This window comes from Arthrobacter sp. Soc17.1.1.1 (assembly GCF_036867195.1).
Classification (GTDB): Bacteria; Actinomycetota; Actinomycetes; order Actinomycetales; family Micrococcaceae; genus Arthrobacter_D.
In genome coordinates, this window is the sequence record NZ_JBAJII010000001.1 from 3,034,598 (window position 1) to 3,060,640 (window position 26,043).

At 71.0% G+C, this 26,043-nt stretch carries 22 protein-coding genes; 11 read left to right on the plus strand and 11 right to left on the minus strand.

Going from position 1 to position 26,043, the window contains the following annotated elements; translation table 11 throughout:
• Window positions 1–163: 163 nt before the first annotated feature.
• Window positions 164–760, plus strand: coding sequence for a GNAT family N-acetyltransferase (locus tag V6S67_RS14025; protein WP_334210808.1), 597 nt, complete (start codon window positions 164–166; stop codon window positions 758–760).
• Between the two features lie 78 nt (window positions 761–838).
• Here the strand turns inward: V6S67_RS14025 and gabT are convergent, their stop codons facing one another.
• Together gabT and V6S67_RS14035 are read right to left on the minus strand one after the other, a co-directional pair.
• Window positions 839–2,221, minus strand: a complete 1,383-nt coding sequence (gene gabT, locus V6S67_RS14030; protein WP_334210809.1) for a 4-aminobutyrate--2-oxoglutarate transaminase — start codon at window positions 2,219–2,221, stop codon at window positions 839–841.
• Between the two features lie 27 nt (window positions 2,222–2,248).
• On the minus strand, window positions 2,249–3,685 hold the full coding sequence (locus V6S67_RS14035; protein ID WP_334210810.1) for an aminobutyraldehyde dehydrogenase: 1,437 nt from the start codon (window positions 3,683–3,685) through the stop codon (window positions 2,249–2,251).
• A 167-nt stretch (window positions 3,686–3,852) separates the two neighbouring features.
• Between V6S67_RS14035 and V6S67_RS14040 the strand changes: the two genes are divergently transcribed.
• Entirely contained in the window at window positions 3,853–5,448 is a 1,596-nt protein-coding gene (locus V6S67_RS14040) for a PucR family transcriptional regulator (RefSeq protein WP_334210811.1), read from the plus strand.
• Between the two features lie 192 nt (window positions 5,449–5,640).
• A complete protein-coding gene (locus V6S67_RS14045) occupies window positions 5,641–6,885 on the plus strand; it encodes a sensor histidine kinase (RefSeq protein WP_334210812.1) in 1,245 nt (414 codons plus the stop codon).
• A 36-nt stretch (window positions 6,886–6,921) separates the two neighbouring features.
• Here the strand turns inward: V6S67_RS14045 and V6S67_RS14050 are convergent, their stop codons facing one another.
• Together V6S67_RS14050 and V6S67_RS14055 are read right to left on the minus strand one after the other, a co-directional pair.
• Window positions 6,922–8,601 (minus strand): sensor histidine kinase, encoded by a 1,680-nt coding sequence (locus V6S67_RS14050; protein ID WP_334210813.1) that lies wholly within the window; start codon window positions 8,599–8,601, stop codon window positions 6,922–6,924.
• A gap of 182 nt (window positions 8,602–8,783) precedes the next feature.
• Window positions 8,784–9,752 carry an alpha/beta hydrolase gene (locus V6S67_RS14055; protein ID WP_334210814.1) on the minus strand — a complete coding sequence of 323 codons (969 nt, stop codon included), beginning with the start codon at window positions 9,750–9,752 and terminating at the stop codon, window positions 8,784–8,786.
• 158 nt (window positions 9,753–9,910) lie between these two features.
• On the opposite strand from V6S67_RS14055, the gene V6S67_RS14060 reads away from it, so the two are divergent.
• From V6S67_RS14060 to V6S67_RS14070, 3 genes are all read left to right on the plus strand, one after another.
• Entirely contained in the window at window positions 9,911–10,546 is a 636-nt protein-coding gene (locus V6S67_RS14060) for a trimeric intracellular cation channel family protein (RefSeq protein ID WP_334210815.1), read from the plus strand.
• 63 nt (window positions 10,547–10,609) lie between these two features.
• Window positions 10,610–11,035: a hypothetical protein gene (locus tag V6S67_RS14065; protein ID WP_334210816.1), complete on the plus strand. Its 426-nt coding sequence runs from the start codon at window positions 10,610–10,612 to the stop codon at window positions 11,033–11,035.
• The gene (locus V6S67_RS14070; protein WP_334210817.1) at window positions 11,035–11,511 is read left to right on the plus strand and encodes an HIT family protein; all 477 of its coding nucleotides are present in this window, start codon (window positions 11,035–11,037) and stop codon (window positions 11,509–11,511) included. Before V6S67_RS14065 ends, V6S67_RS14070 begins: the two co-directional genes overlap by 1 nt.
• A 40-nt stretch (window positions 11,512–11,551) precedes the next feature.
• Here V6S67_RS14070 and V6S67_RS14075 read toward each other — a convergent pair whose 3' ends face one another.
• Genes V6S67_RS14075 through V6S67_RS14085 form a run of 3 tightly spaced genes read right to left on the minus strand, consistent with a single transcriptional unit; the run spans window position 11,552 to window position 14,731 of the window.
• Entirely contained in the window at window positions 11,552–12,643 is a 1,092-nt protein-coding gene (locus V6S67_RS14075) for a polyprenyl synthetase family protein (RefSeq protein WP_334210818.1), read from the minus strand.
• Between the two features lie 9 nt (window positions 12,644–12,652).
• Entirely contained in the window at window positions 12,653–13,969 is a 1,317-nt protein-coding gene (locus tag V6S67_RS14080) for a geranylgeranyl reductase family protein (RefSeq protein WP_334210819.1), read from the minus strand.
• Window positions 13,970–14,731, minus strand: a complete 762-nt coding sequence (locus V6S67_RS14085) for a demethylmenaquinone methyltransferase (protein ID WP_334210820.1) — start codon at window positions 14,729–14,731, stop codon at window positions 13,970–13,972.
• Between the two features lie 122 nt (window positions 14,732–14,853).
• Here V6S67_RS14085 and V6S67_RS14090 point away from each other — a divergent pair, with 122 nt between their 5' ends.
• The 4 genes from V6S67_RS14090 (at window position 14,854) to V6S67_RS14105 (ending at window position 18,747) form a co-directional block, all read left to right on the plus strand.
• Window positions 14,854–16,194, plus strand: a complete 1,341-nt coding sequence (locus V6S67_RS14090; protein WP_442884810.1) for an isochorismate synthase — start codon at window positions 14,854–14,856, stop codon at window positions 16,192–16,194.
• A 120-nt stretch (window positions 16,195–16,314) separates the two neighbouring features.
• Window positions 16,315–17,112, plus strand: coding sequence for a transporter substrate-binding domain-containing protein (locus V6S67_RS14095; protein ID WP_334210821.1), 798 nt, complete (start codon window positions 16,315–16,317; stop codon window positions 17,110–17,112).
• A gap of 85 nt (window positions 17,113–17,197) precedes the next feature.
• Complete coding sequence (locus tag V6S67_RS14100; protein WP_334210822.1) at window positions 17,198–17,983, plus strand: amino acid ABC transporter permease; 786 nt, start codon at window positions 17,198–17,200, stop codon at window positions 17,981–17,983.
• Between the two features lie 5 nt (window positions 17,984–17,988).
• Window positions 17,989–18,747 carry an amino acid ABC transporter ATP-binding protein gene (locus V6S67_RS14105; RefSeq protein WP_442884884.1) on the plus strand — a complete coding sequence of 253 codons (759 nt, stop codon included), beginning with the start codon at window positions 17,989–17,991 and terminating at the stop codon, window positions 18,745–18,747.
• A gap of 6 nt (window positions 18,748–18,753) precedes the next feature.
• Here V6S67_RS14105 and menD read toward each other — a convergent pair whose 3' ends face one another.
• The 4 genes from menD to V6S67_RS14125 all read right to left on the minus strand — a co-directional run bounded on the left by menD (window position 18,754) and on the right by V6S67_RS14125 (window position 25,008).
• A complete protein-coding gene (gene menD, locus V6S67_RS14110; protein ID WP_334210823.1) occupies window positions 18,754–20,673 on the minus strand; it encodes a 2-succinyl-5-enolpyruvyl-6-hydroxy-3-cyclohexene-1-carboxylate synthase in 1,920 nt (639 codons plus the stop codon).
• A 129-nt stretch (window positions 20,674–20,802) separates the two neighbouring features.
• Window positions 20,803–22,920 (minus strand): PhoX family protein, encoded by a 2,118-nt coding sequence (locus V6S67_RS14115; protein WP_334210824.1) that lies wholly within the window; start codon window positions 22,918–22,920, stop codon window positions 20,803–20,805.
• 131 nt (window positions 22,921–23,051) lie between these two features.
• Complete coding sequence (locus V6S67_RS14120) at window positions 23,052–23,852, minus strand: gamma-glutamyl-gamma-aminobutyrate hydrolase family protein (protein WP_334210825.1); 801 nt, start codon at window positions 23,850–23,852, stop codon at window positions 23,052–23,054.
• A 109-nt stretch (window positions 23,853–23,961) separates the two neighbouring features.
• Window positions 23,962–25,008, minus strand: a complete 1,047-nt coding sequence (locus tag V6S67_RS14125; RefSeq protein ID WP_334210826.1) for an o-succinylbenzoate synthase — start codon at window positions 25,006–25,008, stop codon at window positions 23,962–23,964.
• A gap of 100 nt (window positions 25,009–25,108) precedes the next feature.
• Here V6S67_RS14125 and V6S67_RS14130 point away from each other — a divergent pair, with 100 nt between their 5' ends.
• Window positions 25,109–26,023, plus strand: coding sequence for a phosphatase PAP2 family protein (locus tag V6S67_RS14130; RefSeq protein ID WP_334210827.1), 915 nt, complete (start codon window positions 25,109–25,111; stop codon window positions 26,021–26,023).
• The last annotated feature ends 20 nt before the right edge of the window (window positions 26,024–26,043 follow it).

The window sequence follows — 26,043 nt, forward strand, 5'->3', positions numbered from 1 at the left end:
GGACGCCCCCAGGACGCTGCCCCCGCGCGGTCGTCCGTGCCGCAGCCGGACGCTGAGGGTGCTGATTGCTAGATTGTCTAGCTTTACGGAGGACGAACTAGATGCTATGTTCAGGGAACGGTCAAGCAGCGGCCACGACGAATTCCAGATGTACGAGGTCGACATGACACTTGCACCGCTTTCCCCCGATACCCTCTCCCCGTTCGGCGACCCTGCCGGCCGCGGCCTGTCGTCCGATCTGGACGGCATCGACTTCGCAGATGCTCCCGCCGAGCCCGCCGGCCCCGAGGCGCCCGAGGTGCCGTTCGACCTGTCGGACGTGACCACGCGCGAGCTCCGCATCCTCTGCAACCAGCTCTACCGCGTCCTCGACACCGACTTCCCGCCCTTCGGCGTGCGGGAGGACTACGAGGCCGTGATCCACGCCCTCGAGGCACGCGAGGCACGCGCCGCCGAGCAGGTGGAGAGTGCGAAGCTGCGTGAGAAGTTCCGTGACAACACCGTGAGCTCGCGCTTCGAACTGTTCCACGACGGCGTCATGGTCGGGTACGTGAAGTACGACATGCGCGCCGGCCGTATCCGCCTCCTGGCGACCGTCGTCGGCCCCTCCTACGGCCGCGCAGGCCTGGAGCCCGTGCTCATCCGCCATGCACTGCTGAGCGCCCACCGGCGCCGCCTCTCCCCCGTGCCCTACTGCCCGCACGCGCAGGCCTTCCTGGCGGAGAACCCCCGGTTCCGGGCACTGATCCCGGTCGGCTGATCCGCCCCTCGCCATGACGAAGGCCCCGCAGCAACGCTGCGGGGCCTTCGTCGTACCGGTGCCGTCCTGCGGAAGCCGTCAGCCGGCGTCGACGCTGCGGATGGCGCGCTCGAGCACGTCGAGACCGTCCGCCAGCAGCTCGTCGGTGATGACCAGCGGCGGCAGCAGCCGGATCACATTCCCGTAGGTGCCGCAGGTCAGGATGATGACGCCCTCGCGGAGGCACTGCGCGGCGATGGCCTTGGTGGCCTCCGCGTTCGGCACCTTGCCCCCGTGCTGCACGAACTCGATCGCCAGCATCGCGCCACGGCCGCGCAGCTCGCCGATGATGCTCTGCTCGCCCAGATCGGCCTGGAGCGAGGTGAGGCGCTCGGTCACGAGCTCCTCGATGTGGCGGGCACGGCCGGCGAGATCCTGCTCCTTCATGGTCTCGATCGCGCCGAGCGCCGCGGCGCAGGCCACGGGGTTGCCGCCGTAGGTGCCGCCGAGCCCGCCGGCGTGGACGGCGTCGAGCAGGTCCGCCCGGCCGGTGATGGCCGAGAGCGGCATGCCGCCCGCGATGCCCTTGGCCATGGTGATGATGTCGGGCACCACGCCCTCATGGTTCACCGCGAACCATTCGCCGGTGCGGCAGAAGCCCGACTGCACCTCGTCGGCGATGAACACGACGCCGTTGGCCGTGGCCCACTCGGCGAGTGCGGGGAGGAACCCGTCGGCGGGCACGATGAATCCGCCCTCGCCCTGCACGGGCTCGATGATGATGGCGGCGACCGACTCTGCGCCGATCTGCTTCTCGATCATCGTGATGGCACGCTGCGCCGCCTCGGGACCCGTGATCGCCGGGTTCTCCTCGCGGAAGGGGTAGCTCATGGGTACGCGGTAGATCTCCGGCGCGAAGGGCCCGAAGTTCGTCTTGTACGGCATGGCCTTGGCCGTGAGTGCCATGGTGAGGTTCGTGCGGCCGTGGTAGGCGTGGTCGAACGCGACGACGGCGTCCCGGCCGGTGGCGAGGCGTGCCACCTTCACGGCGTTCTCCACGGCTTCCGCACCGGAGTTGAACAGGACGGTCCGCTTCTCGAAGTCGCCGGGCGTCAGTTCGGCGAGCTGCTCGGCGACGGCCACGTAGCCCTCGTACGGCGTCACCATGAAGCACGTGTGCGTGAAGTGCTCCACCTGCTCCTTGACGGCACCGACGACGGCGGGATCGGACGCACCGACGCTCGTCACGGCGATGCCGGACCCGAGGTCGATGAAGGAGTTGCCGTCGACGTCGTGGATGATCCCGCCGTCGGCGTCCGCCACGTAGACGGGCACGCCGGAGGCGACGCCCTTGGCGACGACGGCGGCGCGGCGGGCGGCCAGCTCGGTGGACCGGGGGCCGGGGAAGTCGCCCGTGATGCGGCGCTTCTGCTCGAGCCGGAAGCGCGGCGTGGTGTCGGGGGTGGTTGCGAAGGTGGTCATCGGAGTTCCTTGTCTCGAAGGGACGGGCTAGGCGTCCAGCACGCTCATGACGTGCTTGATGCGGGTGTAGTCCTCCACGCCGTACATGGAGAGGTCCTTGCCGTAGCCGGAGTTCTTGAAGCCGCCGTGCGGCATCTCGGCGGTGAGCATGATGTGCGTGTTGATCCAGACCGCGCCGAAGTCGAGCTCGCGGGAGACGCGCATCGCGGTCCCGTGGTCCGTTGTCCAGACGCTGGACGCGAGGGCGTAGTCCACGCCGTTGGCGAGCTCCACGGCTTCCTGCTCCGTGGAGAAGGTCTGCACCGTGACGATCGGCCCGAACGTCTCCTGCTGCACCACGGGGTCGTCCTGGCGTGCGCCGGTGATGATGGTGGGCTCGAAGAAGTAGCCCTTGTCGCCGGCGCGCCTGCCGCCGGTGGCGATGCTGCAGTGTGCGGGCAGCGCGTCGATGACGGCGTTGACGGCGTTGAAGTGGTTGATGTTGTTGAGCGGACCGAAGTAGTTCTCGGAGTCGTCGGCGCTGCCGGTCCTCAGCGTGGCGGTGTGCTCGACCATGGCGGCCACGAATTCGTCGTGTGCCTCCTCCTGCACCAGGATGCGCGTGATGGCCGTGCAGTCCTGGCCGGCATTGAAGAAGGCGAACTCCGCGATGGCCGCCGCGCTCTTCTTCAGGTCGGCATCCGCGAAGACGACGGCCGGTGCCTTGCCGCCGAGCTCGAGGTGCGCACGCTTGAGGCCCTTCGCCGCGCTCGTGGCGACGGCGATGCCCGCGCGCACGGAGCCCGTGATGGACACGAGGCCCGGCACGGGGTGCTCGATCATCGCGGCACCGGTCTCGCCGGTGCCCAGCACCACGTTCAGGACGCCGTCGGGCAGGATGCCCTGCGTGAGCCGTGCGAGGACGAGGGTCGATTCGGGGGTGGTGTCGCTGGGCTTGAGGACGACGGTGTTGCCGGCGGCGAGCGCGGGCCCGATCTTCCAGATCGCCATGAGGAACGGGTAGTTCCACGGCGCCACCTGGGCGACGACGCCGATGGGCTCCCGGCGTACGTACGAGGTGTGGCCCTCGAGGTATTCGCCGGCGGACTTGCCCTCGAGGAGACGGGCAGCACCCGCGAAGAACCGCAGCTGGTCGGCACCGGCCGCCACCTCCTCGGCGGCGATCATCTCGCGCACCTGGCCCGTGTTGCGGTGCTGCGCCTCGACGAGTTCGTCACTCGCGGCCTCGACGGCGTCGGCGAGCCTGAGCAGCATGAGCTGTCGCTGGCTCGGCGTGGTCCGCTTCCAGGTGGTGAAGGCACGCGCTGCGGCGCGCATGGCGTCGTCGACGTCGGCGGGCGAGGAGACGGGCGACTGGGCGACCACCTCCCCGTTGGTCGGGTTGACGATGTCCAGGAGCTGATTACGAGCGCCGGCGGGCGTCACGAACGCTCCGTCGATGTAGTTCTGAAGGGTCTCAGCCACGATGCAGTGCCTTTCACGAGGTCAGGTCCACGCGGAGCCCGGACAGATGCGGGCGGCGGGTATCGAGGAAACGTTACCGGGCGCCGGCGGCCCCGGGCCACGGATACCTGCACAGCAGAAACCGGTGGCGTCCGTGCAGGCGTACAGCCGCACCCTATGCTGGTCGCATGGCCATCACCCTGACCGACCTGCTGGCGGATGCGGCGCTCGGGCTCGTCGCGGAGGGCCGCGCGGTCGCTCCGCCCCATCCCATCGAGTGGGTCGCGGTGACCGAGCTCGAGGACCCCCGCCCGTTCCTCAACGGCGCCGAGGTGGTCCTGACCACGGGCGTCCGGCTGGGGACCGCAGCGGCGCAGCGGGCCTTCGTCCGCCGGGCCCACGAGGCGGGCGCGCTCGCGATCGGCTTCGGGGTGGGCCTGACGCACCAGCGGATCCCCGCCGCCGTCCTCGCCGAGGCGGACGACGTCGGGCTGCCCGCCTTCCGCGTGCCCTACGAGGTCCCCTTCGTCGCGATCGGCAAGAGGGTGGCCGACGCCCTGTCCGCCGACCGGTTCGCGGGCCTCGAGGAACTCCTCGAGAGCCATGCGGTCCTCGCCTCGGCGCTCCTCGGACCCGGCGGGCTCGGAGCCCTCCTCGGGGAGCTCGCCCGCATGCTCGGCACCGACGTCGCCCTGTTCCAGTACGGTGCCCGGATCGCCGGGGCGGCGGGTCCGGCCTCGTCCGGAGCGCGTTCGTCAGGTGCCCGTTCGTCAGGTACCGGTTCGCCCGGCACCGGTTCGTCCGGTACCCGTTCGTCGGGCACCGGTTCGCCCGGCACCGGCGCGCCCGGCCCCGATCCGAAGCGCGGCCACGCGTCCGGTCCGGCATCGGCGGCTGCCGGCGCGCCGGGACCCGAGACCCGCGCCTGGCACCACCTGCCCATCGCGACCGGGCTGAAGGACCGCTGCACGCTCGCCATCGCCGAACCCTACGGGCGCGCGGCCGTCGTGGAGTACGCGCAGAATCTGATCTCCGTCGAGCTGACCAACCAGGCCAGGAACCGCACGGGCATGCGGAACGCCGTCGGCCAGCTGCTCGAGGACGTGGTGCGCGGCACCCTCGCCGGTGCGGAGGCCGCAGCCAGGCTCGCCGGTACCGGCATCGACACGGCGCTGCGCCACGGCGTGCTCATCGTCGACGTCGCCTCCGGCCAGCGGCGCGCCCTGCGCACGCTGCCCCTGCCCGACGGCTGGAGCGGCGTGCCGGCCGGCCTCGTGGACGAGCGCCTCGTGCTCGTCCTGCCCTCGCCCGCCACACCGGCCATCCCCGAACCGGCCGATCTCGGCCGCTACCTGCACGGCGCCGGCCTCACGGCGAGGATCGGCGTCGGCGGGACGTACGCCCAGCCCAACGGACTGCGCTGGAGCTACTTCGAGGCCCGGGAGGCCCTGCAGCGCGGCCAGGCTCTCAACATCGCGGATCGCCTGAGCCTGACGTCCCTGCTCATGACCAGCGCCGACGTACCGCTCTCCGACCTCGCCGCCGAGACGCTGGAGCCGCTCGAGGCCTTCGACGAGGCCCATGGCGCGGGCCTCCTCGCCACCCTGCAGCGGTACCTCGAGCTCGACGGCTCGGTGGCCGCCGTCGCCGCCGCCCTCGGCCTCCACCGCAACACCGTGCGCTACCGGCTGCAGCAGGTCGTCACGCTCACGGGCTACGACCCCGCCGTCACCGCGGACCGCGTGCACCTCTACCTGGCACTGCGCATCCGGGCTCTCGGCTGACGCGCCGGCGCCGGACGGCCGGTCGGGGACGGCGGCGACGGGCTGCCATCCCACCCGCCATTCAGCCCACCATTTCGCTCACCTCTCCGCCCACCTTTCCGCCCGCCATTCCGCTCACCATTCCGCCCGCCGTCCGCTGCATGGGATAGTTTGGCCCGTATACACCGGTCTCAAGGTTCTTCGGGGGTACTCATGTCACTGCTGTCTGCCGACGATGTGGAGTTGCAGGAACTTGCGCGCCAGGCGATCCTGCAGGAGTACCGGCTCCCCTACGGGGAGACCGACCGCAGGCCGGTGGACCGGCTCGAGTACGAGACGCCCCCCGAACTCCTGGACCTGGTCAGGCTCGCCGTGCGCGTGAGCGGGATGGACGCGGGTGTCATCAACATCATCACCGCGGACCAGCAGCATCAGATCGCAGCCGTCGGGGTGGACCCCGCGGTGTGCTCGCGGGACGATTCCATGTGCTCGAAGGTCTTCACCTCGGGATCCATCACCGCGCTCGCCGACGCGTCCCGTGATCCCCGCTTCGCCGACAACCCCTTCGTCAACGGCGGCATCGCCAACGTGCGGTCCTACGCCTCGGTACCCCTCATCACGCACGAGGGGTATGCCCTCGGCTCGCTGTGCGTCTTCTCCCCCGTGGTGGCCGAGCTGGACGTCGAACAGCGGGAGGGCCTCGAGATCCTCGCCCGTCAGGTCGTGGAGGTCCTCGAGCTGCAGTTCACCACACGGCAGCTCGTGGAGGCCCTCGAGGTGGTGCGGCGCAGCAACGAGGACCTCGCGGACTTTGCCGCGCGCGTGAGCCACGACCTGAAGAACCCGCTGACGGCGATCCTCGGGTACACCGAGCTCGGCGAGCTGGATACCGCCGTCGAGTCCTCCGGGCCGGCCGCGCGCTACCTGAGCATCATCCGCGGCAGCGCCAGTCGGATGCTCGCCACGGTGGAGGACGTCCTCGAGTTCTCGCGCATAGGCGGGTCGATCAGCCGCAGCACGGTCCGCCTCAGCACCGTCATGAATGCCGTGCTGCAGGACGTCCTGCCGCTCAGCAGCGCGTCCGACGCCGTCATCTCGGTGCAGGACGCCCAGCTGCAGGTGGACCGGGCGCAGGTCACCGCCCTCCTGCAGAACCTCGTCTCGAATGCGATCAAGTACTCCACGCCGGGTGCTCCCCCGCGCATCGAGGTCGTGGCGAGTGTCGGCGAGACCCAGGTGCTGCGCGTCATCGACCACGGCAAGGGCATCGATCCTGCCGACCGCCAGCGGGTGCTCGAGCCGCTCGTGCGACTGCACCGCGACGGGGACCCCGCGGGCAACGGGATCGGGCTCGCGACGTGCGTCCGGATCGCGGCCGCCCATGAGGGGTCGATCAGTGTGACGGGAACGCCGGGCGGCGGGACCACGGTGGTGGTGGATCTCGGACCGGCGGGCTGACGGCACCGCCGTCCTGACGGCCTGCCGGTGGCGTCGCTACTGCGCCTGGAGCTGCTGGTCCTGCCCGACGTGCGCGAGCGGCAGCCGGAACGTGAAGGTGGACCCGGCGCCCTCGACGCTCCGGCACGTGATGGTCCCGCCGTGCCGTTCGACGATCGCCTTCGAGATGGCGAGCCCGAGACCGACACCGGGGATGGCCGCGTTGCGGGCACCCGAGGTGCGGAAGAACTTCGAGAACACGCCCTTCAGCTCCTCGGGGGACATGCCGCTCCCCTCGTCGGTGACGCTGCACTCCACCTCGCCGTCGACCTCCGCGGCGCGGACCGTCACGCGGCCCCCGCCCGGCGAGTACTTGATGGCGTTCGAGAGCAGGTTGTCCAGCACCTGGCCGATGCCGGAGGCATCGCACAGGGCGACGAGGCCGGGTTCCGTGCGGTCCTCGAACCGCACCAGGGGGTTGCTGTTGCCCTCCTGCGCGGTCGCGAGCCGCCGGCCCACCAGGCCGGAGAAGTCGGTGGGCACCGGGGTGATCTCGGGCGTGCCCTCCGCGGTGGACAGCAGGTCCACCACGAGCTTGTGCAGGCGCTCGGAGTTGCGCGACACCACCTCGAGGCCGGACGCGACCGCGGGCTCGAGGTCCGGCATGCTGGTCAGCAGCTCGAGATAGCCCCTGATCGCGGTGAGGGGCGTCCGCAGTTCGTGGGACACCGTCGCCACGAACTCGTCCTTCGCGTTGAGGGCGGTGACCAGCTCCGTGACGTCGTTGAACGTCACCACGGATCCCTCCCGGGTGCCGGCCTGGTTCGTCATCAGGCGCGACGACGTCGAGAGCACGCGCTGGCCGGGCTGTTCCCCCCACCACAGGAGGTAGTCGGAGAACACATGGCCCTCGGCCGCCCGCCGTGCGGGTCGCCGCGCCGCGGGCACGGCCGTCCCGCCGTCCTGCTGGTAGATGCGCAGGTCCTCCTCCGCCGTCCCGTCGGAGCCACCCGCGAGCATCCGGAGCTGCTCGAGCTTTCGGTTGCCGAGGACGGTCCGGCCCGTCTCGTCGAGCGCCATCAGTCCGATGTCCACGCTGTTGACCACGGTATCGAGCAGCCGTTCACGGCGTGCACTCTCCTCGAGGAGCACCTGCAGTGCGCGGTCCTTCTCCTCGAGCATCGCCTGCTGGGCCATCATGCTCGCGGTCATCACGCGGATGGTCACGCCGACGGCGAGCATGATGAACGGCAGCAGGAAGGACTGCGTGAGGCTCTGGGAGTTGACCTCGGCGGCGGTCACGAACACCGGCACCCACACGACGCCCAGCGCGCCCAGGAAACCGGCGGTGAGGGCTGCGCGCGGGAACAGGCCGGAGGCGGCGAGCCAGATGACCGGGAACACGGTGAGGAGCCCCACACCGGTGATGATGGTCCCCGCGCCGTAGCGCATGAAGCCGATGGGGATGAAGTCGAGCAGCGGGATGACCAGGAAGGTCGCGTGCGGGAGGCGGTCCCAGGGGACGGCGACGCACAGCGCCAGCAGCACGGCCTGCAGGCCCACGCCGATGAGGAAGGCCTGGCTCGCGAAGAGGTCGCGGTGGAACAGGAGGCCGCCCGCCAGGATCAGCAGCACCGTGAGTGAGAGCGGGAGCTGGCTGAGGATCACGCGCATGCGGAGGGTCAGCTCGTGGAACTGCCGGGTGTTGAGCGTCAGATGGGAGAGCACCTTGTCCATTCCCCGGCCTTCCCTGTCGATCGTCGAGCCCGTCCGCCGCCACGGGAGAGGCGGGCCTCGGCCCGCACGCCACCACAGACTAGCGGTGCAGCCCGTCGCCCCAGGGTGGTGCAGGGGGTTCCCGAACCTAAAGTTCCCATCAAGATCTGCGCAACTGGCCCGACCCGGGGGCGCGGATCGGGTCAGGGCAGGGCCGGCCGGCCGAGGAACGCCTCGATATCGGCGTAGACCTCCCTGGACTCCGGCAGGCGCCGGAACGCGGGGAACACGTGGAAACCGCCCGGGTAGACCTTCAGGGTGACATCCGCCCCTGCGGCCACGGCCCGGTCCCGGAACACCACCGCGTCCGCCATGCAGACGTCGCGTGTGCCCTGGTAGATGCGCGTGACGGGTACCGCGGCCAGCAGGTCCTCCGGCGCGCAGGCCGGGCTCACCAGGGGTGTCCTCGGATCGTCGCCGTCGGACCACCACAGGCCCGCCCGGACCCCGCCGGGCACCGAGAGCATGGGGTCCACGGCGTCGTACTTCGGGATCTCCGGATTGGTGGCCGTGACGTCGAGCCACGGGGAGAAGGCGACCACGCGGCCGGGTGCGGGCAGCCCCGCGTCGCGGAAGGCCCAGGACTGCGCGATGGCGAGTGCTCCGCCGGCGGAATCGCCCATCAGCGTGACGTCCTCGGGCTCCGCCGTCGAGAGGACCTCCCGGTAGACCGAGACGAGGTAGGGGAACGCCTCCCGGTAGGTGCTCTCGGGCGCGAGGCGGTAGAGGGGCACGGTGACCGCGGCGCCGGTGCGCCGGGTGAGCTCGGCGATGATCCACCAGTGCGGGCGCCCGAGCTCGTTGATGTAGATGCCGCCGTGCGTGTAGATGATGTGCGAGCGCGTCGTTCCCAGCAGGGGCCGGACGGTGATGGTGCGGACCCCGTCGATCCGCTTCTCCTGGATGGTGTGCGTCTGCCGGAACGTCCACGGGATGGCCGCGACCGAGGGGTACGTGCGGCCCGGGTACCTGGCGTCGACCCAGTCCGTACCGCTGAGGTTCCTCTTGGTCGGCAGGACGCCGATCAGCCGGGACGCGATGCGCATGGCCCGGGAGCCGTCCTGCGCACTCGGTTCGACGGTGTCAGTGCCTGCTGGGTGTGCGCTCGTCATGGAGGCCAGCCTAGACCCGGGGGTCCCGTCGCCGCGGGTGGATCCGCACCACCGGCACCGGGCGGATCGCCGCCTCTGTCATGCTGGTCAGTGCCCTGTGGTGCCGCCGACCGACGCGCGCATCCGGCCGCTGCAGCACCGGTCCGCCGAAGGAAGTCATGGATACCGCCTCACACATCGCCCTGGCCGCCGACCTCCTCGGCGTCTTCTTCTTCGCCGTCTCGGGCTCGCTCCTGGCCGCACGGAAGGGCTTCGACCTCGTCGGGTCCCTGCTCCTCGCCTCCCTCGCGTCGCTGGGCGGAGGAGTGGCCCGCGACCTCATCATCGACGTCCCGCCGGCGGCCTTCACCGAGCCGGTCTACCTGCTGCCTCCGCTGCTCGCCACCGTGCTGGTCTACTTCGTCGTCTCCGGCGTCGAACGCGTCAAGCGGGTCCTGGTCCTCTTCGACGCCGCCGGGCTCGCACTGTTCTGCATCACCGGCACCGTGAAGGCCCTCGACGCGGGACTGCACCCGGTGTCGGCCGTCCTGCTGGGTGTCACCACCGCCGTCGGCGGAGGACTGCTGCGCGACGTCGTCGCGAACGAGATCCCGCAGCTCTTCGACCCGCGGGACATCTACGCCCTCCCCGCGATGCTGGGCGCGAGCATCGTCACCGTGCTCTACCTGACGGGGTCCTTCACCCTCGTCACGGGGACCGTCGCAGCGTCGCTCGTGTTCTCCCTGCGCGTCCTCGCCTGGCGGTACGGCTGGCATGCACCACTGGCGGCGAGGACCCCGGCGGGTCGAAAGTAGCCCGCGCCTCCGACCCGCCGGGCTAGGATGAGAGCATCCCCCGCCACCTCTCCTGGAGTACTAGTGACTGAGCTGTTTTCCGACAAATTCCGCGCCCTGGTGCCTTCCTACTTCGAGGACGAGTGGGTCGAGGAAGACGGTCTGTCCGAGGACGAGCTCGCCGAGCTGCTCGAGGGCAAGGACTTCCACCTCCCGCTCGCCCTGCACGAGTTCTACCGGGCGGTCGGGGCCACCGAGGACATCATGGAGGCGTTCCACTTCTTCTGGGACCCGGACGAGCTCGAGATCGAGGACGGCTACCTGCTCTTCCTCGAGGACGAGGACGAGCAGTTCACCTGGGGCATGAAGGCCGACCAGCTCGATGTGCCGGACCCGATCGTGTGGCGGCGCAACAACGCGCGCAGTGAGTGGCAGAGCGAGGAGGGGACCTTCAGCGAGTACGTGCTCGACCTCTTCGAGTGGGTCTTCGAGGAGGACGAGGACAACTGATGGAGTTCGCCCACCACGCGCCCGAGGGCTACCGGTGCCCGTTCTGCGACCTGGCGCGCGGTGACTTCAGCAACCCGGGGAACCTCTGCCGCCCGGGCGACGTCATCCACTCCGACGACCTCGTGCTGGCCTTCATCGCCTCGCACGGCTTCGAGCCGAATCCCGGCCATGTGCTCATCACCCCCCGCGAGCACGTGGAGCTGCTGTACGAACTGCCCGACGACGTCGCCGCTCGCATCATGACCCTCACCCGGGACATCGCGATCGCGATCAAGCTCGCCTGGGAACCGGACGGCGTCTCGACGCGCCAGCACAACGAGCCGGCCGGCAGCCAGCACGTCTGGCACTACCACCAGCACGTCCTGCCGCGCTGGCACGACGACGGCTTCTACTTCACGCCGAAGCGCCCGGTCGTCGACCCGGCGGTGAGGGCGCGGAAGGCCGACGAGCTGCGGGCGTTCCTGCCGGCGCGGTAGCGCTGCAGCCCCCTCCCGGCCGGGCCGCGGTACCTGCGGGCTAGACGTCCCTGCTGACCACGGCCTGGGCGAAACTGGCCAGCGCCCGCTTCACCACGCTGTCAGGCAGCGGGCCGAGGGCGGCCACGGCGTCGTCCGCCCACTGCTGCGCCACGGCCCACGCCTCCTGCGTCTGCGGGTGCGAGCGGACGGCGGCGACCGCCTCGGCCAGGGCCTCGTCGGACGACAGGTCGCCGTCCACCAGCGCGACGACGTCGGCGGCCGAGAGGTCGCCGGCGGCTGCGGCACGCCGCAGCAGGATGACCGGCAGGGTGGGCACGCCCTCCCGGAGGTCGGTGCCGGGGGCCTTGCCGGACTTCACCTTGAGGCCCGTGACGTCGATGACGTCGTCGGCGAGCTGGAAGGCGACGCCGACCTTCTCGCCGTAGGAGACCATGACGTCGACGACCTCGCGCGGGGTGTCGGCGAAGATCGCGCCGAGCTGCCCGGAGGCGGCCACGAGGGATCCGGTCTTGTCGGCGATGACGGAGAGGTAGTGCTCGAGGTCGTCCTGGCCCTCGCGGGGGCCGACGGTCTCGTGCAGCTGGCCGAGGCACAGCCGCTCGAAGGTGCGCGCCTGGATGCCGAGGGCCTCGCCGCCGAGTTCGGAGACGAGGATCGATGCCCGGGCGAAGATGAGGTCACCGGTGAGGATGGCCACGGAGTTGCCCCACACCTCGTGCGCCGTCGGGGCGCCACGGCGGTAGGGGGCGGAGTCCATGACGTCGTCGTGGTACAGCGTGGCGAGGTGTGTCAGCTCGACCACGACGGCCGCCTGCACCACCTTGGCGCGGGTGGGGTTGCCGAGGTGGGACGCGAGGATGGTCAGGAGGGGGCGGATGCGCTTCCCGCCGGCCTCCACGAGGTGCCGGCTCGTGGCGTCGGCGAGCGGATCGGAGTTCGCGATGGCGCCGCGGAGCTGCTTCTCCACCTCCGCGAGGCACGACGAGACGGACGGCCCCAGCTCCGGGTCCTCGGCGATGAGGGCGAAACCGGGAGGCAGGCGCAGCGCACCGGCGTCCGGGACGTCCGCGGTGTCCAGCGCGCTGGCGTGGCCCACGCTGGTCCACCCGGAGTTGAAGGATTGTGTCACCGTCTAAGCCTAACGAAGTGGGGCGGCGCTTTGCGCACGCAGATAGCCCGCCAGGGACGGCTGGTTGGACGTGGGTGGCACGAGCGACTCGAGCAGGTGGATGACGCGGTCCTCGAAGCCGCGGCCGCCCGCGTCGGTGAGGTTGGCGAGCATCCGCACCACGAACCGCATGAGCACCGGGACGGGCATGCCGGTGCGGAGGGCCAGCGACATGACGGCGGGCTTGCCGATCAGCTGCGCGAACACCCGGCCGAGCGTGAAGTGGCTCCCCCACTGGGCCCTCACATGGGGCGCGTAGCCGGACATCACCTGGTCGCGTCCCAGTGCCGAGCCGACGCCCTGCGCCCGTTCGATGAACTCCGCCGCGTAGCGCGCGGACTCCATCGCGTAGGAGATGCCCTCGCCGTTGAACGGCGAGACCATGCCCCCGGCATCGCCGAGCAGCAGCAGGCCGGGGCTGTAGTGCGGTGTGCGGTTGAAGCCCATGGGGAGCGCCGCACCGCGGATCTCGCCCACCTGGTTCCCGGGCGTGAACCCCCACTCCGGGGGCATACCCGCGGTCCAGTCGCGCAGGACCTGCTTGTAGTCCAGCTTGCCGAACTCCGCCGACGAGTTGAGGATGCCGAGGCCCACGTTGGAGGTGCCGTCTCCCACACCGAACACCCAGCCGTAGCCGGGCAGCGGCCGCCCGGTGGCGTCCGGCAGCTCGAGCCACCCCTCCATCCAGTCGTCGTCGGTCCGCGGGCTCGTGAAGTACGTCCGGACGGCGACGCCGAGCGGACGGTCGTCGCGCTTCTGCATCCCGAGGCTGACCGCGGTGCGGGTCGAGTTGCCGTCGGCGGCGAGGACGACGTCGGCGGTGAAGGTGCGGGTCTCCCCCGTCCTCCGCCCCTCGGCGTCGAGCAGGTTCGCCGTCACCCCTGTGACACGGCCGGCGTCGTCGCGCAGCGCGGTGGTCACCGAGTGGCCCTCGAGGATCGTGGCGCCGGCGGCGCGTGCGTGCTGCGCCAGGGCCTCGTCGAAGCCGAGGCGCGTGCGGACCAGGCCGTAGTCGGGGAAGTCGCTGAGCTCGGGCCAGGGCACCTCCACGGTGCGCTTCCCCGCGATGAGGCGCAGGCCCCTGGTGCGGCGCCATCCCTCGTTGCCGTCGTGCGGCAGGCCGAGGAGCTGGAGTTCGCGGGTGGCGCGGGGGGTCAGCCCGTCACCGCACACCTTCTCGCGGGGGAACCAGGTCTTCTCGAGCACCGTGACCTCGATGCCCGCGCTCGCGAGGTAGTACGCCGCGGTGGAGCCCGCCGGGCCCGCACCGATGATCAGGACGGTCATCTACGCGACCGCAGACGTGCGCCGCAGCCGGACCTGACCCGGCAGGAGCGGTTCCTCGCCGGGAGCTGCCGGCGCCTTCGTGGCGCGGTGGACGGCGACGATGCCGCCGTTCAGGTTCCGGTACGCGACGTCGCCCCAGCCGGCCTCGCCGATCCAGGCCGCGAGCTCGTCCTGGTTCGGCCACGCGCGGATGGACTCCGCGAGGTACACGTATGCGTCGGGGTTCGAGCTGACCTTCCGGGCGATCGCCGGCAGCGCGCGCATCAGGTACTCGGTGTAGGTGGTGCGCCAGAGCGCCACCGTGGGCTGCGAGAACTCGGCGATCACGAGCCGGCCGCCCGGCCGGGTGACGCGCAGCATCTCGGCGAGCGCCTTCTTCGGCTCGTTGACGTTGCGGAGCCCGAAGGAGATGGTCGAGGCGTCGAAGGAGTCGTCCGCGAACGGCAGGTCCGTGGCGTCGCCGGCCACGAACGCGATGTCCGGTCGGCGGCGCTTGCCCACCTTCAGCATGCCGAGCGAGAAGTCGCAGGCGACGACGTCGATGCCCGCGTCCGCGTACGGCTCGCTCGAGGTACCGGTACCGGCCGCGAGATCGAGCACGCGCTGGCCCGGCTCGGCACCGACGGCGTCGACCACGATGCGCCGCCAGCGGCGCGTCTGTCCCATCGACAGGACGTCGTTGACGACGTCGTACCGGGGGGCCACGTCGTCGAACATGGCTGCCACTTCGTCAGGACGCTTCTCCAGGGATGCACGGTTCACATCGCCATTGTCTCAAACAACGACACAGCACCTAATCTGCCCGGCGGCCCCCGCGAACGCACCCCGACCGGCACCGGCCGGCACCGACCCGCCGGGGTACCGCGGAGTACGCTTGAACCATCATGAGCACACCGTCCCTCACCGCGCTGCCGCCTGCGCCCGGACACTCCCGCGGCCTCCGCAGCATCACGGTGGCGCGCGGCACCATGGACCCCGGGGCGGGCCTCCTGGAGTACGTGGTCCGCAACGACGCCCACACCTGGATCCGCCGCGGCAGCGGCCTCGTCGCCTACGGCGAGACCGCACGCTTCACCGTCACCGGCCCGGACCGCTTCACCCGCGCCCAGGAGTGGTGGCGCCGTGAACTCGCCGGGGCGGAGGTGCTGGACGAGCTCTCCGTCCCCGGGTCCGGGCTGATCGCCTTCGGTTCCTTCGCCTTCTCGAAGACCTCCGCGCACGAGTCCCGCCTGATCGTCCCCGAGGTGGTGGTGGGCTGCAGCGACGGGATGGGCTGGCTCACCTACATCACCGACGACGCCGAGGCGGAACTCACCGCCGAGGCGGCCGAGGCCGCGCTGGCCGCCTACCTCGCGGAGCCCGACGCCGACCGCTCCCCCGCTCCTGGTGACCGGCTCGGTCCCGGCGTCCTCACCGAGGACCAGTACAAGGTCGCCGTCGCCGAGGGCGTGGAGCACGTGCAGGCGGGCGAGCTCAGCAAGCTCGTGCTGGCCCGGGACATCGTCGCGCACCTCGACACGCCGGTCGCGACCGCCCAGGTGCTGCGCGACCTCGCGGTCCGGTACGAGGACTGCTGGACCTACGCCGTCGACGGCCTGATCGGGTCGACGCCGGAGATGCTCATCAAGGTGGAGGACAACACGGCGCGGGCGCGTGTCCTCGCGGGGACCCTGGACCGCGCCAGTGCTCCCGCGGACGATCCCGGCTACGCGACCCGCGTGCTGGCGGGCTCGGAGAAGCAGCTCCACGAGCACCAGATCGCGATCGACTCCCTCACCGCGACGCTCGGGCCGTTCACGAGCTCGATGACCTCCCACAGCGAACCCTTCGTCCTCCAGCTGCCCAATGTGTGGCACCTGGCCTCCGACGTCATGGCGCAGCTCACGGTGGACGAGGACGGGCAGGTGCCGACCTCGCTGGCCCTGGTCCAGGCGCTGCACCCCACGGCCGCGGTGTGCGGCACGCCGACGACGGTGGCCGGCGCACTCATCCGCGAGCTCGAGCACCTGCAGCGCGGGCCGTACGCGGGACCCGTGGGCTGGATCGACGCGGGCGGCAACGGCGAATGGGGCATCGCGCTGCGCGGTGCCGTGGTCGAGACCCCTACCCGGGTGCGGCTGTACGCGGGATGCGGGATCGTCGAGGGTTCCCAGCCGGAGGCGGAGCTCGCCGAGACCTGGAGCAAGTTCCGTCCCATGATCGAGGCCCTCGGCCTGTCCCGCTGACGTGGGCGGTGACGGTGGACTGCGCGCACCGGTCGCAGCCCGTGATGCTCATCATGCTTTCGTCGTTAGAATCAGCAGGACATTTTTCACCTGCATCCCGTCTGCCCTAGTGAGGAACCCATGCTTTCCAAGAAATCCGCAATGCTGGCCGCCATGGCCGCCATGGCCGCCGGCGCCCTTGCCCTGAGCGCGTGTGGTGGAGGGTCCGACGACGCCGGCTCCGGCGAGGCCGGTGGCCTGGACCTCGTGTCCGAGGGTTCCCTGACCGTCTGCTCGGACATCCCCTACCCGCCCTTCGAGTACGAGGAGAACGGCGAGTACACCGGCTTCGACATGGATCTCATGAAGGAGATCGCCTCGGGCATGGGCCTCGAGCTCGCCGTCCAGGACGTCGGGTTCGACGGCCTGCAGAGCGGTGCCGTCCTCGGTGCCCGCCAGTGCGACATCGGCGCGAGCGCCGTCACGATCACCGAGGAGCGGAAGGCGAACCTGGCGTTCTCGGACCCGTACTACGACTCGCTGCAGTCCATCCTCGTGCCGACCGACTCGGACATCGCCTCGATCGACGATCTCGCCGGCAAGCAGGTCGGCGTGCAGCAGGGCACCACCGGCGCGACCTACGCCGCGGAGAACGCACCCGAGGCGGAACTGGTCCAGTTCCCCTCGGACGCCGAGATGTACGCCGCCATCCAGGCGGGCAACGTGGACGCCCTGCTGCAGGACCTGCCCGTGAACATCGGCCACACCGAGGACGGTGCCTTCACGATCGCCGAGGAACTGCCCACGGACGAGCAGTACGGCTTCATCATGGCCAAGGACGGCAGCGAGGAACTCGTCGCCGCCGTCAACGAGCAGCTCACGGCCCTGCGTGACAGCGGGACGTACCAGGAGATCTACGACTCCTACTTCGCGGAGTAGCCCCGTCCGGCCGGCGCGGCCCCGGATGTCCGAGGACACCGGGGCCGCACCGGTTCCACCTGCCGAAGAAAGGTAGTCCCTCCGCGTGAAACGATCGACACGCAGACGCCTCATCCAGGGCGTCCTCTACGCGGTGTTCGCCGCCGTCGTCCTGTTCATCATCCTGTCCGCCGACTGGGCCACCATCCAGCCCTACTTCTTCAATGTGGACATCGCAGCGGACGTGTTCCCCGAGATCCTCACGATCGCCGCGAAGAACACCGTCATCTACACGGCCATCGCGTTCGTCGGCGGCCTGCTGCTCGGCCTCCTGCTCGCGCTCATGAAGCTCTCGCCGGTCCTGCCGTACCGCTGGCTCGCGACCGGCTACATCGAACTGTTCCGCGGGCTGCCCGCCCTGCTGGTGATCTTCGGATTCGCCTACGCGATCCCCATCGCCTTCCAGTGGCGTCCGCCCGGCGGCAATGCCGGCGCAGGCCTGATCGCGCTGATCATCGTGTCGGCGGCCTACATCGCGGAGACCATCCGCGCCGGTATCGAGGCCGTCCCGAAGGGCCAGGTCGAGGCGGCGCGCTCCCTCGGCATGAACTCCGCGTGGACCATGCTGACCGTGGTGCTGCCCCAGGCGTTCCGGATCATCACCCCGCCGCTGACCAACGAGCTCGTGATCCTCATCAAGGACACCTCGCTCCTGTTCATCGCGGGCATGGCGATCGGCGACCGCGAGCTCACGACCTTCGCGCGCGATGCGCTCACCAACCAGGCCAACGCCACCCCCCTCGTGGTCGCCGCGCTGCTGTACCTCGTGATCACGCTTCCCCTCACCCAGCTGGTGGCGAAGCTCGAACGACACAACAAGAGAGGCCGGTGATCCCTGTGGCCCATCCGGCAACAGGCGCTGCGGCAGTCCCCGCGATCGAGATCCGGGCGCTGCACAAGTCCTTCGGCAGCAACGAGGTGCTCAAGGGCATCGACTTCCACGTAGACCAGGGCGAGGTGGTGTGCGTGATCGGCCCGTCCGGTTCCGGGAAGTCCACCCTGCTGCGCTGCGTGAACCGGCTGGAGGAACCCACCAGCGGCACCGTCATGGTGGAGGGCGTCGACATCACGGACAGTGAGACGGACCTCAACGGCGTGCGGACGCGCATCGGCATGGTCTTCCAGCAGTTCAACCTCTTCCCCCACTTGACCGTGCTGAGGAACCTCACCCTCGCGCAGCAGCGCGCCAAGAAGCGGGGCAAGGCCGAGGCGACGGAGATCGCCCGCCGGAACCTCGCGAAGGTGGGACTCGCGGAGAAGGCCGACGCCTTCCCCGCCCAGCTCTCCGGCGGCCAGCAGCAGCGTGTCGCCATCGCCCGTGCCCTGTCCATGGACCCGGACATGATGCTCTTCGACGAGCCCACCAGCGCCCTGGACCCGGAGCTCGTGGGCGACGTGCTCGAGGTCATGAAGCAGCTGGCCCGGGAGGGCATGACGATGATGGTCGTCACCCATGAGATGGGCTTCGCCCGTGAGGTCGGCGACCGCGTGGTCTTCATGGACGGCGGCGTGGTGGTGGAGCAGGGCAAGCCGGAGGACGTCCTCGGCGACCCGCAGCACGAGCGGACCAGGCTCTTCCTCTCGAAGGTGCTCTGAGACCCCCTACCGGGGAAGCGTGTCCGCCACCGCCTGCCGGATCCGCGCATGCAGGTCCCGGAGGGTGGTGCGGTCCGCCCGGACCTCGACGATGGAGCGGCCCGCGATGGGCCGCTCCATCGCCGTATCCAGCGCGTCGAGGGTGGTGACCCGCTCGAAGGGCAGCCCGTGGGCGGCGGCGAAGGCCGCGAGGTCCACGGTGTGCGGTGTGCCGAAGAGACGCTCGACGGCGGCCCCGTAGCGCGCCGTCGTCGTCTCCGCTCCGTGCTCGAGCAGCCCGAAGATACCGCCGCCCCCGTCGTTGAGGACCACGATCTGCAGGTCCGGCTGGGCTTCTCCGCTGCCGAGGAACAGGCCGCCGACGTCGTGGAGGAACGTGACGTCGCCCATCAGCGCACGTGTCGGGATGCCCGCGGCGAGGGCCACGCCCGTGGCGGTCGAGATGGTGCCGTCGATCCCTGCGAGTCCGCGGTTGGCGAAGACCTCCAGCGGATGCCAGTGGGTGGAGGCGACGAGGTCCACGTCGCGGATGGGGTTGGAGGAGCCGAGCACCAGGTTGCCGTCGGTGTGCTCCCACACGGCGTCGGCGACGTGCAGTCCCGTGAGGTGCCCCTCGGCGGCGAGCAGGGACTGGATCGCGGCCTCGGCGGCCGCGCCCGCCTCCCGCCAGGACCGTAGCCAGCCGTCCTCGCCGTGTCCGGCGAACGCGAGCAGTTCGGCCAGTGAGTCGATGATCCGCTCGGGACGCCGCCCGTCCTCGAACCATGCGACGGGTTCGGGCAGGTACAGGGCATGCTCGACGTCGGAGCGGGCCAGCAGGGCGGTGACGGGACGCGACAGGGTGGGGCGTCCGAAGATCACCACGCGCGTGATCGCCGGGCCGAGGTGCTCCAGCAGCAACCGGTACGGGGCGATCCCGCTGCTGCCGAAGCGTGCGTCGGACGACGGTTCTGCGAGCAGCGGCAGGCCGAGGTGCGCGGCGAACACCGCGGCGAGCTCGCCGGCCCCGTGCCCGGCCACGACGACGGTCCTGCTGCCCCCCGTTCTGCGGGACGTCCCGCTCGTCGCCGTGACGCCCGCGGTCCCGGCAGTCCCGACCGTTCCGGCGTAACCGGCGACGCCTCCCGTCTCCGCACCACTCGGGGCCGGAGCCGCAGGCGCGTCCCCGGAACCGGCGGTGCGCCCGACACCCTCGGGGTCACCGAGGTGTTCGGGGTCATCCGGGCCTTGGGGGCGCTCGAGGCGCTCGGGATCACCCTGGCCCACGGGGCGCTCGAGGCCTTCGGGGTCACCAGGGCGCTCGGGGTCACTGGAGTGCGCGGGGCCCTCGGGTCCAGCGGCCCCCTCGGGTACGAGCGGATCGCGGAATGCGAGATTGAGGTGGACCGGGCCCGGCGGCCGCGACGGCACACCCTGCACGGGCACGCCCACGGCGATGCGGAGGGTCTCCTCCACGAGCCGTTCCGGGTCCTCGCCGGCCGGGATGTCGACGCCGGCCCGCACGTGCACGCCGAACAGGTCCGGCTGCACCGTGGTCTGGTTCGCGCCGGTGCCGCGCAGCTCGGCGGGCCGGTCAGCGGAGACCACCACGAGCGGCACAGCCGCATGGTTGGCCTCCATCACGGCGGGGAGCAGTTCGCCCACGGCGGTGCCCGATGTCGTCACCACCGCGGCCGGACGCCGTGCGCCGAGCGCGAGGCCCAGCGCGGTGAAGGCGCCGGACCGCTCGTCGATCCGCACGTGCAGCCTGACTCGGCCGGCCGCCTCGGCCTCCGCGAGTGCGTAGGCGAGCGGTGCGCTCCGCGATCCGGGCGCGACGACGACGTCGACGATGCCGGCCGCCACGAGGGCGCGGACCGCCCGCGCGGCCGAGGTCGCGGAATCGAGGGGGATCGCAGGTGCCTGGTTGCTCGCGGGGTCCGTCACGCTTCCATCCTTCCATCCCGCCCTCCCCTGCGCCGTTCCGGCCCGGGCTCCCCTGCCCGGGCCTTCCGACGCGAACGCACCCCCTCCGGAAGGCGGGGGTGCGTTCGGTGAAGCCTGGGGCGGGGTCGCCTAGCGGCGGGGCTTGCCCTTCTGGCGGTCACGCCCGCGGCCGTTGTGGTCCTCGTCGCGTCCCTCGTTCGCCCTGTACACCTGGACGACCGATGGGCGCGGCACGAGGGCCTCCCCCCGGGCGGGGCTGCCGCCGAGCGGCACGTAGTCGGGGAACATCGACGACTGCGCAGCCCAGCTGCCGTCCTCGCCCGGGTGCTGGACCGCCACGAAGACGCTGCCGTCCTGGTCGTGGATCACGGGGCCGCAGGTCTCGGCCTCGCGGGGGACCGCGAGGAACTGCTGCACGCGTCCGCGCTCGGCGCCCTCCAGCCCCACCTTGAACAGGCCGTCGGCGAAGCCCACCGTGCCCGGCTGGCCGTCCGTGGAGATCCAGAGGTTGCCCGCCGAGTCGAAGGCCACGTTGTCGGGGCAGGAGATCGGGGAGACCTTGTCCTTCGGGTAGCCGGCGAAGTAGGTGGCGGGGTTGCGCGCCGGGTCACCGCAGACGAGCAGCAGGTTCCAGGTGAAGCGCGTGCCGGTCGCGTTGCCGCCCGCCTCCGTGAGCTCGACGACGTGCCCGTCGCGGTTCGCGGTGCGCGGGTTGGCCTCGTCGGCGAGCGCGTTGGTGCCGACACCGCGGTTGGTGTTGTTGGTGCATGCCACGTACACCTTGCCCGTCCGGGGGTTGGGCTCGACGTCCTCGCAGCGGTCCATCTTGGTGGCACCCATCTTGTCCGCGGCGATGCGCGTGAAGACGGAGACCTCGGCGGCGGTCATGCCCGCGACCACGGACGTGTTGTCGATGAGCAGCGGCAGCCACTCGCCCACGCCGTCGAACGCGCCGTCGGACGGGAGCCTGCCGGAGCCGTCGATCTCGGCCACCGAGTTGCCCTGGAAACGCGCCACGTACAGCGAACCCTCGCTCAGCAGCGTCATGTTGGCGCGGCGCGCGGCCGGGCTCGTGCCCGGCTGGACCCTGTTCTTCGACACGAACTTGTAGAGGTAGTCGAAGCGCTCGTCGTCGCCCATGTAGGCCACGACCCGGCCGTCGGCGGCGACGGTCACGTTCGCGCCCTCGTGCTTGAAGCGGCCCAGGGCCGAGTGCTTCTTCGGCGTCGAGGTGGGATCGAACGGGTCGACCTCCACGATGTAGCCGAACCGGTGCTTCTCGTTCTCGTAGCCCGCAGTGCGGGTGTCCCAGCGCGGCTCGTCGATCTCCCACCCACGGGCGGTCGGCTTGCTCGTGATGCCGTAGCGGCGGTCGCCGTCGCTGGTGCCGGCGGCCACGAAGTAGCCGTTGAAGTTCTCCTCGCCCGAGAGGATGGTGCCCCAGGGGGTGGTGCCGCCGGCGCAGTTGCCGAGCGTCCCGAGGATGGTGCGGCCGGCCGGGTCGTCCTTGGTCTTCAGCAGATCGGAACCGGCGGCGGGGCCGGTGACCTCGTACGGGGTGGTGGTGAGGTAGCGGCGGTTGAGCGGTGCGCCCTGCACGTAGGACCACGGCTTGTTCTTGTTCTTGCGCTCGAGCTCCACGACGGTCAGCCCGTGGGCGGCCTTCCCGATGCCGCGTACCTCGGCGGCCGGGGTGGTCGGCGGCACCATGATGTTCTCGTTGGTGTACTCGTGGTTCGCGAACAGGACAGCGCGGCGGCCCTTGCTCTCCGCGATCTCGAGCACGTCGGTGTAGTCGCAGTTGTATCCGAACTGCAGTGCCTGCGCGGCTGCGGTCTGGTTGTTCGCGTCGAAGGCGGGCGAGGTGCTGAAGAGCGGATCGCCCCAGCGGATCACGGGCTTCCAGCCGTAGCCCTGCGGCACCGTCATGTCATCCACGAGCGCGTCCACCGGCGCGATCGCGTCGAAGGCCAGGGCGCTCCCCTTGGCTCCGCCGGGCGCGGCCTGCGCGGAGCCCGCACCGGTCTGGCCGGCGACGAGGAGCGTCAGCGCACCCGCCGCTCCCGCACCGAGGGCGCTGCGGCGGGAGAACTCACGCGACACGATGTCGCGGAAGTAGCTGTTGCCCGACGTGTTGCAGACGGCGTCGGAGCACGCGTTGTCGCACTTGAGGGCACAGGTGACGGCGCTCCGCTTGCCCTTGGTGTGGCCGAGCATGGGCAGCAGCCGGCGCGTGGTTTCAGTCATGGGGGTGGTACCTCTCGACAGGGTGAACAGTCTTCGTCCTCACCCTGCCGAGGGCACCTGAACAGGCGAGGGCCCGCCCGGTGAACGCCGCGTGAACGGCGTCCGAACAGGACCGGTCCCGGACGGTGCCCCTAGCTCGCCGGGAGGGTGGCCGCCAGGGCCGTGTCGAGGTGCAGCGGCAGGGAGCGCGCCAGCTGCCGTTCGCGGGCGGCCTGCACGAAGGCGTCGAACAGGGCGGTCTCGGTGGGGCTCTGCTCGGGGTGCCACTGGACACCGATGCAGAAGCGGTTGTGCGGCAGTTCGACGGCCTCGACCACGCCGTCGGCGCTCCATGCCGAGGCGAGCAGCCCGGTGCCCAGCCGGTCCACGGCCTGGTGGTGGGAGACCGGGACGGCGTCGAGCCGGGTGGCTCCCATCAGCTGTGCCACCCGCGAACCGGGGCGGAGATCCACCGGGATCGGGTTGAAGCGGTGGTCACCGAGCTGGTAGACCACGCCGCCGTCGAGGTCGGGCAGGTGCTGGTGCAGCGACCCGCCGAGCGCCACATTGAGCGTCTGCTCCCCCCTGCAGATCCCGAGGAGCGGCACGTCCGCGCGCACGGCCTCGCGCACCACGGCGATGTCCCAGGCGTCCCGGAGCAGGTGGGGGTCGTCGGTCTCCGCGTGCGGCTCGGCGCCGTAGCGGGCGGGGTCCACGTCCCATCCGCCGACGACGATCACGCCGTCGAGCCTCGGCAGCAGCTGCTCCACGACGCCGCCGTCGGTCCCCTGGGGCGGAAGCAGGACCGGGATGGCGCCGGCCGCGAGGACGGGCGCGAGATAGTTCGAGGGCAGGAAGGCGGCCTCGACGGTCCCGCAGCCCTCGGTGACGGCAGGATCGAGATAGGACGTCAGTCCCACCACAGGGCGCGGAATCACCTCAGAAGGTGTCAAGGTGTTTTCCTCTCACGGGAATGCATTGCTCACGGTACGAAGACCATCTATGGTATCCCGCTCGTGTTGTGCCCGTGTTTCGGGGAGGTGATGTTCCCGTGACGGTTTCTCAGGTCGCCGTGCGCCCGACGCCACCCTGCGCTGCGGCAAGAACGGCATGGGTGCGGCCGAGCCGTTCCAGCCACCACCGGGTCCGGTCGGCGGTGGCGGCGAACCGGTCCAGGAGGTCGGCCGGGACGTCGACGTCGCGGACCGGCAGGTGCCCTCCCTCGGGCACGAGCGACGTGCGGGTGACGTCTCCCGCCATGAGGGAGACCGTCGCGAGCCCGCAGGCGTAGGGCAGCTCCGGCAGGGCTGCGGCGAGGGCCACCCCGGCACGGATCCCCACGGAGGTGTCCAGCGCGGAGCTGACCACCGCAGGGAGACCCGCCGCGTCGATGATCGCCAGCGCCCTGCGGACCCCACCGAGCGGCTGCGCCTTGATCACGAGGAGATCGGCGGCATCCTCCCGCGCCACCCGCAGCGGGTCCTCCTGGCGGCGCACGCTCTCGTCCGCGGCGACGAGGATCCCCTCCCCCCGGCGCTGGAGTTCCAGCCGCACGGTCCGCAGTCCGGGGATGTCCGCCACGGGCTGCTCCACGTACTGCAGACCGAAGGGACCCAGCGCGTCGAGGGCTGCGAGGGCCTCAGGCACGGTCCACCCGCCGTTGGCATCGATCTTGATCCCGGCGTCAGGCAGGAGCCGCCGCACCTCCGCGACCCGCGCGACGTCGTCCGCCAGTGTCTGCCCCTTCTCGGCGACCTTGACCTTGACCGCACCCACGGCGCCGAAACGGGACAGCACCCCCTCGACCCCGTCCGGTCCGACGGCGGGGACGGTCGCGTTGACCGGGACGGACGCACGGACGGGAGCCGGGAACCCGTGCCACGCGGCCTCGACGGCGCACGCCAGCCAGGCGGCGGACTCGGCGTCGTCGTACTCCAGGAAGGGGCTGAACTCGCCCCACCCGGAGGGGCCGTTCACCAGCAGGACCTCGCGGTCGAGGACGCCGCGGAACCGGACCCGCATGGGCACCGACACCACGCGCGCAGACGCGGTCAGCTCCTCGAGGGAGGGCAGGGGCAGCGGGGACGGGGAGGGCGTTTGCTGGGGCACGACCTCAGGCTACGGGAGGCCGCGGACGGCGGGCGTGCAGCCGGCGTGCGGTCGGCGAGGGGTCAGGGGGCGGTGAGGATCCTGTGACAGCATGGAGGCGATGTCGTCGCAACGAACCACCACGGGACCGGACCGGGCAGCGCGTTCGCCGCTGCTGTTCGTCCTGGCCGCCGTGGCCTGCGCAGTGGCGCTCGGGTGGACGTACTGGGCGTTCGTCCGCACCACCACCGGCCAGTTCGCGGACGAATCCGCCTGGCGGGAGGCCGGTGTGGCGGCGCCCGACACGCAGCTGCCGTTCCTGCGGTTCCTCGACACCCTGCCCGCCATCTCCGTGGTCCTCGCGGCCGCGGCCATCCTCTTCGTCGCCGTCCATCGGAGGCGGTACGGCGCCGCTGCGATGGCCGTCGCGGTCGTCGTGGCATCGAACCTCACCACGCAGCTCCTCAAGAACGTGGTCTTCGACCGACCGGACCGCGGCGTCGCGACGCTCGACTTCAATTCATTACCGTCGGGGCATACGACGCTCGCGGCCTCTGCCGCAGCCGCGGTCTTCGTCATTGCGACGCCCCGCTGGCGACCTGCGGCGGCCGCGCTGGGTGGCGCCTACTCCGTCCTCGCGGGGGCCGCGACCTTCATCAATCTCTGGCACCGGCCGGCGGACGTCGTCGCGGCCCTCCTCGTGGTCGGCACGTGGACGCTCCTCGGCGGCCTCGTCGTTATGAGGACGGGTGAGAACTGGAACAACTGGGACGGCTTCGGCGCGTACTGGGCGTCGTCGCGTGCCTGGCTGGTGCTGTGCTGGGTGCTGGGACTCGGAGGGCTCGTCGTGTCCGGGGTGCTCTATCTCTCCGTCCAGGCCATCGGTCCGGCGCCCGATCCCGGGACGGCGAATGTGCCGCTGTTCTTCTGGTGGGGACTGATGTGGATCGTCGGCGTCGGGTTCACCCTGGCAGCCGCCGCAGGCTGGCTCTTCGCGGCGCAGGCCGGGCGGACGGAGCAGCCGCACCGACGCTAGCACCGCCGGGGCCCCTGCGC

Bases quoted from the DNA above. Each gene is read 5' to 3' on its own strand.
- V6S67_RS14025 (WP_334210808.1), top strand. From the start codon at position 164: ATGACACTTGCACCGCTTTCCCCCGATACCCTCTCCCCGTTCGGCGAC.
- gabT (WP_334210809.1), bottom strand. From the start codon at position 2,221: ATGACCACCTTCGCAACCACCCCCGACACCACGCCGCGCTTCCGGCTC.
- V6S67_RS14040 (WP_334210811.1), top strand. From the start codon at position 3,853: ATGGCCATCACCCTGACCGACCTGCTGGCGGATGCGGCGCTCGGGCTC.
- V6S67_RS14045 (WP_334210812.1), top strand. From the start codon at position 5,641: ATGTCACTGCTGTCTGCCGACGATGTGGAGTTGCAGGAACTTGCGCGC.
- V6S67_RS14050 (WP_334210813.1), bottom strand. From the start codon at position 8,601: ATGGACAAGGTGCTCTCCCATCTGACGCTCAACACCCGGCAGTTCCAC.
- V6S67_RS14055 (WP_334210814.1), bottom strand. From the start codon at position 9,752: ATGACGAGCGCACACCCAGCAGGCACTGACACCGTCGAACCGAGTGCG.
- V6S67_RS14060 (WP_334210815.1), top strand. From the start codon at position 9,911: ATGGATACCGCCTCACACATCGCCCTGGCCGCCGACCTCCTCGGCGTC.
- V6S67_RS14070 (WP_334210817.1), top strand. From the start codon at position 11,035: ATGGAGTTCGCCCACCACGCGCCCGAGGGCTACCGGTGCCCGTTCTGC.
- V6S67_RS14080 (WP_334210819.1), bottom strand. From the start codon at position 13,969: ATGACCGTCCTGATCATCGGTGCGGGCCCGGCGGGCTCCACCGCGGCG.
- V6S67_RS14090 (WP_442884810.1), top strand. From the start codon at position 14,854: ATGAGCACACCGTCCCTCACCGCGCTGCCGCCTGCGCCCGGACACTCC.
- V6S67_RS14095 (WP_334210821.1), top strand. From the start codon at position 16,315: ATGCTTTCCAAGAAATCCGCAATGCTGGCCGCCATGGCCGCCATGGCC.
- V6S67_RS14115 (WP_334210824.1), bottom strand. From the start codon at position 22,920: ATGACTGAAACCACGCGCCGGCTGCTGCCCATGCTCGGCCACACCAAG.
- V6S67_RS14130 (WP_334210827.1), top strand. From the start codon at position 25,109: ATGTCGTCGCAACGAACCACCACGGGACCGGACCGGGCAGCGCGTTCG.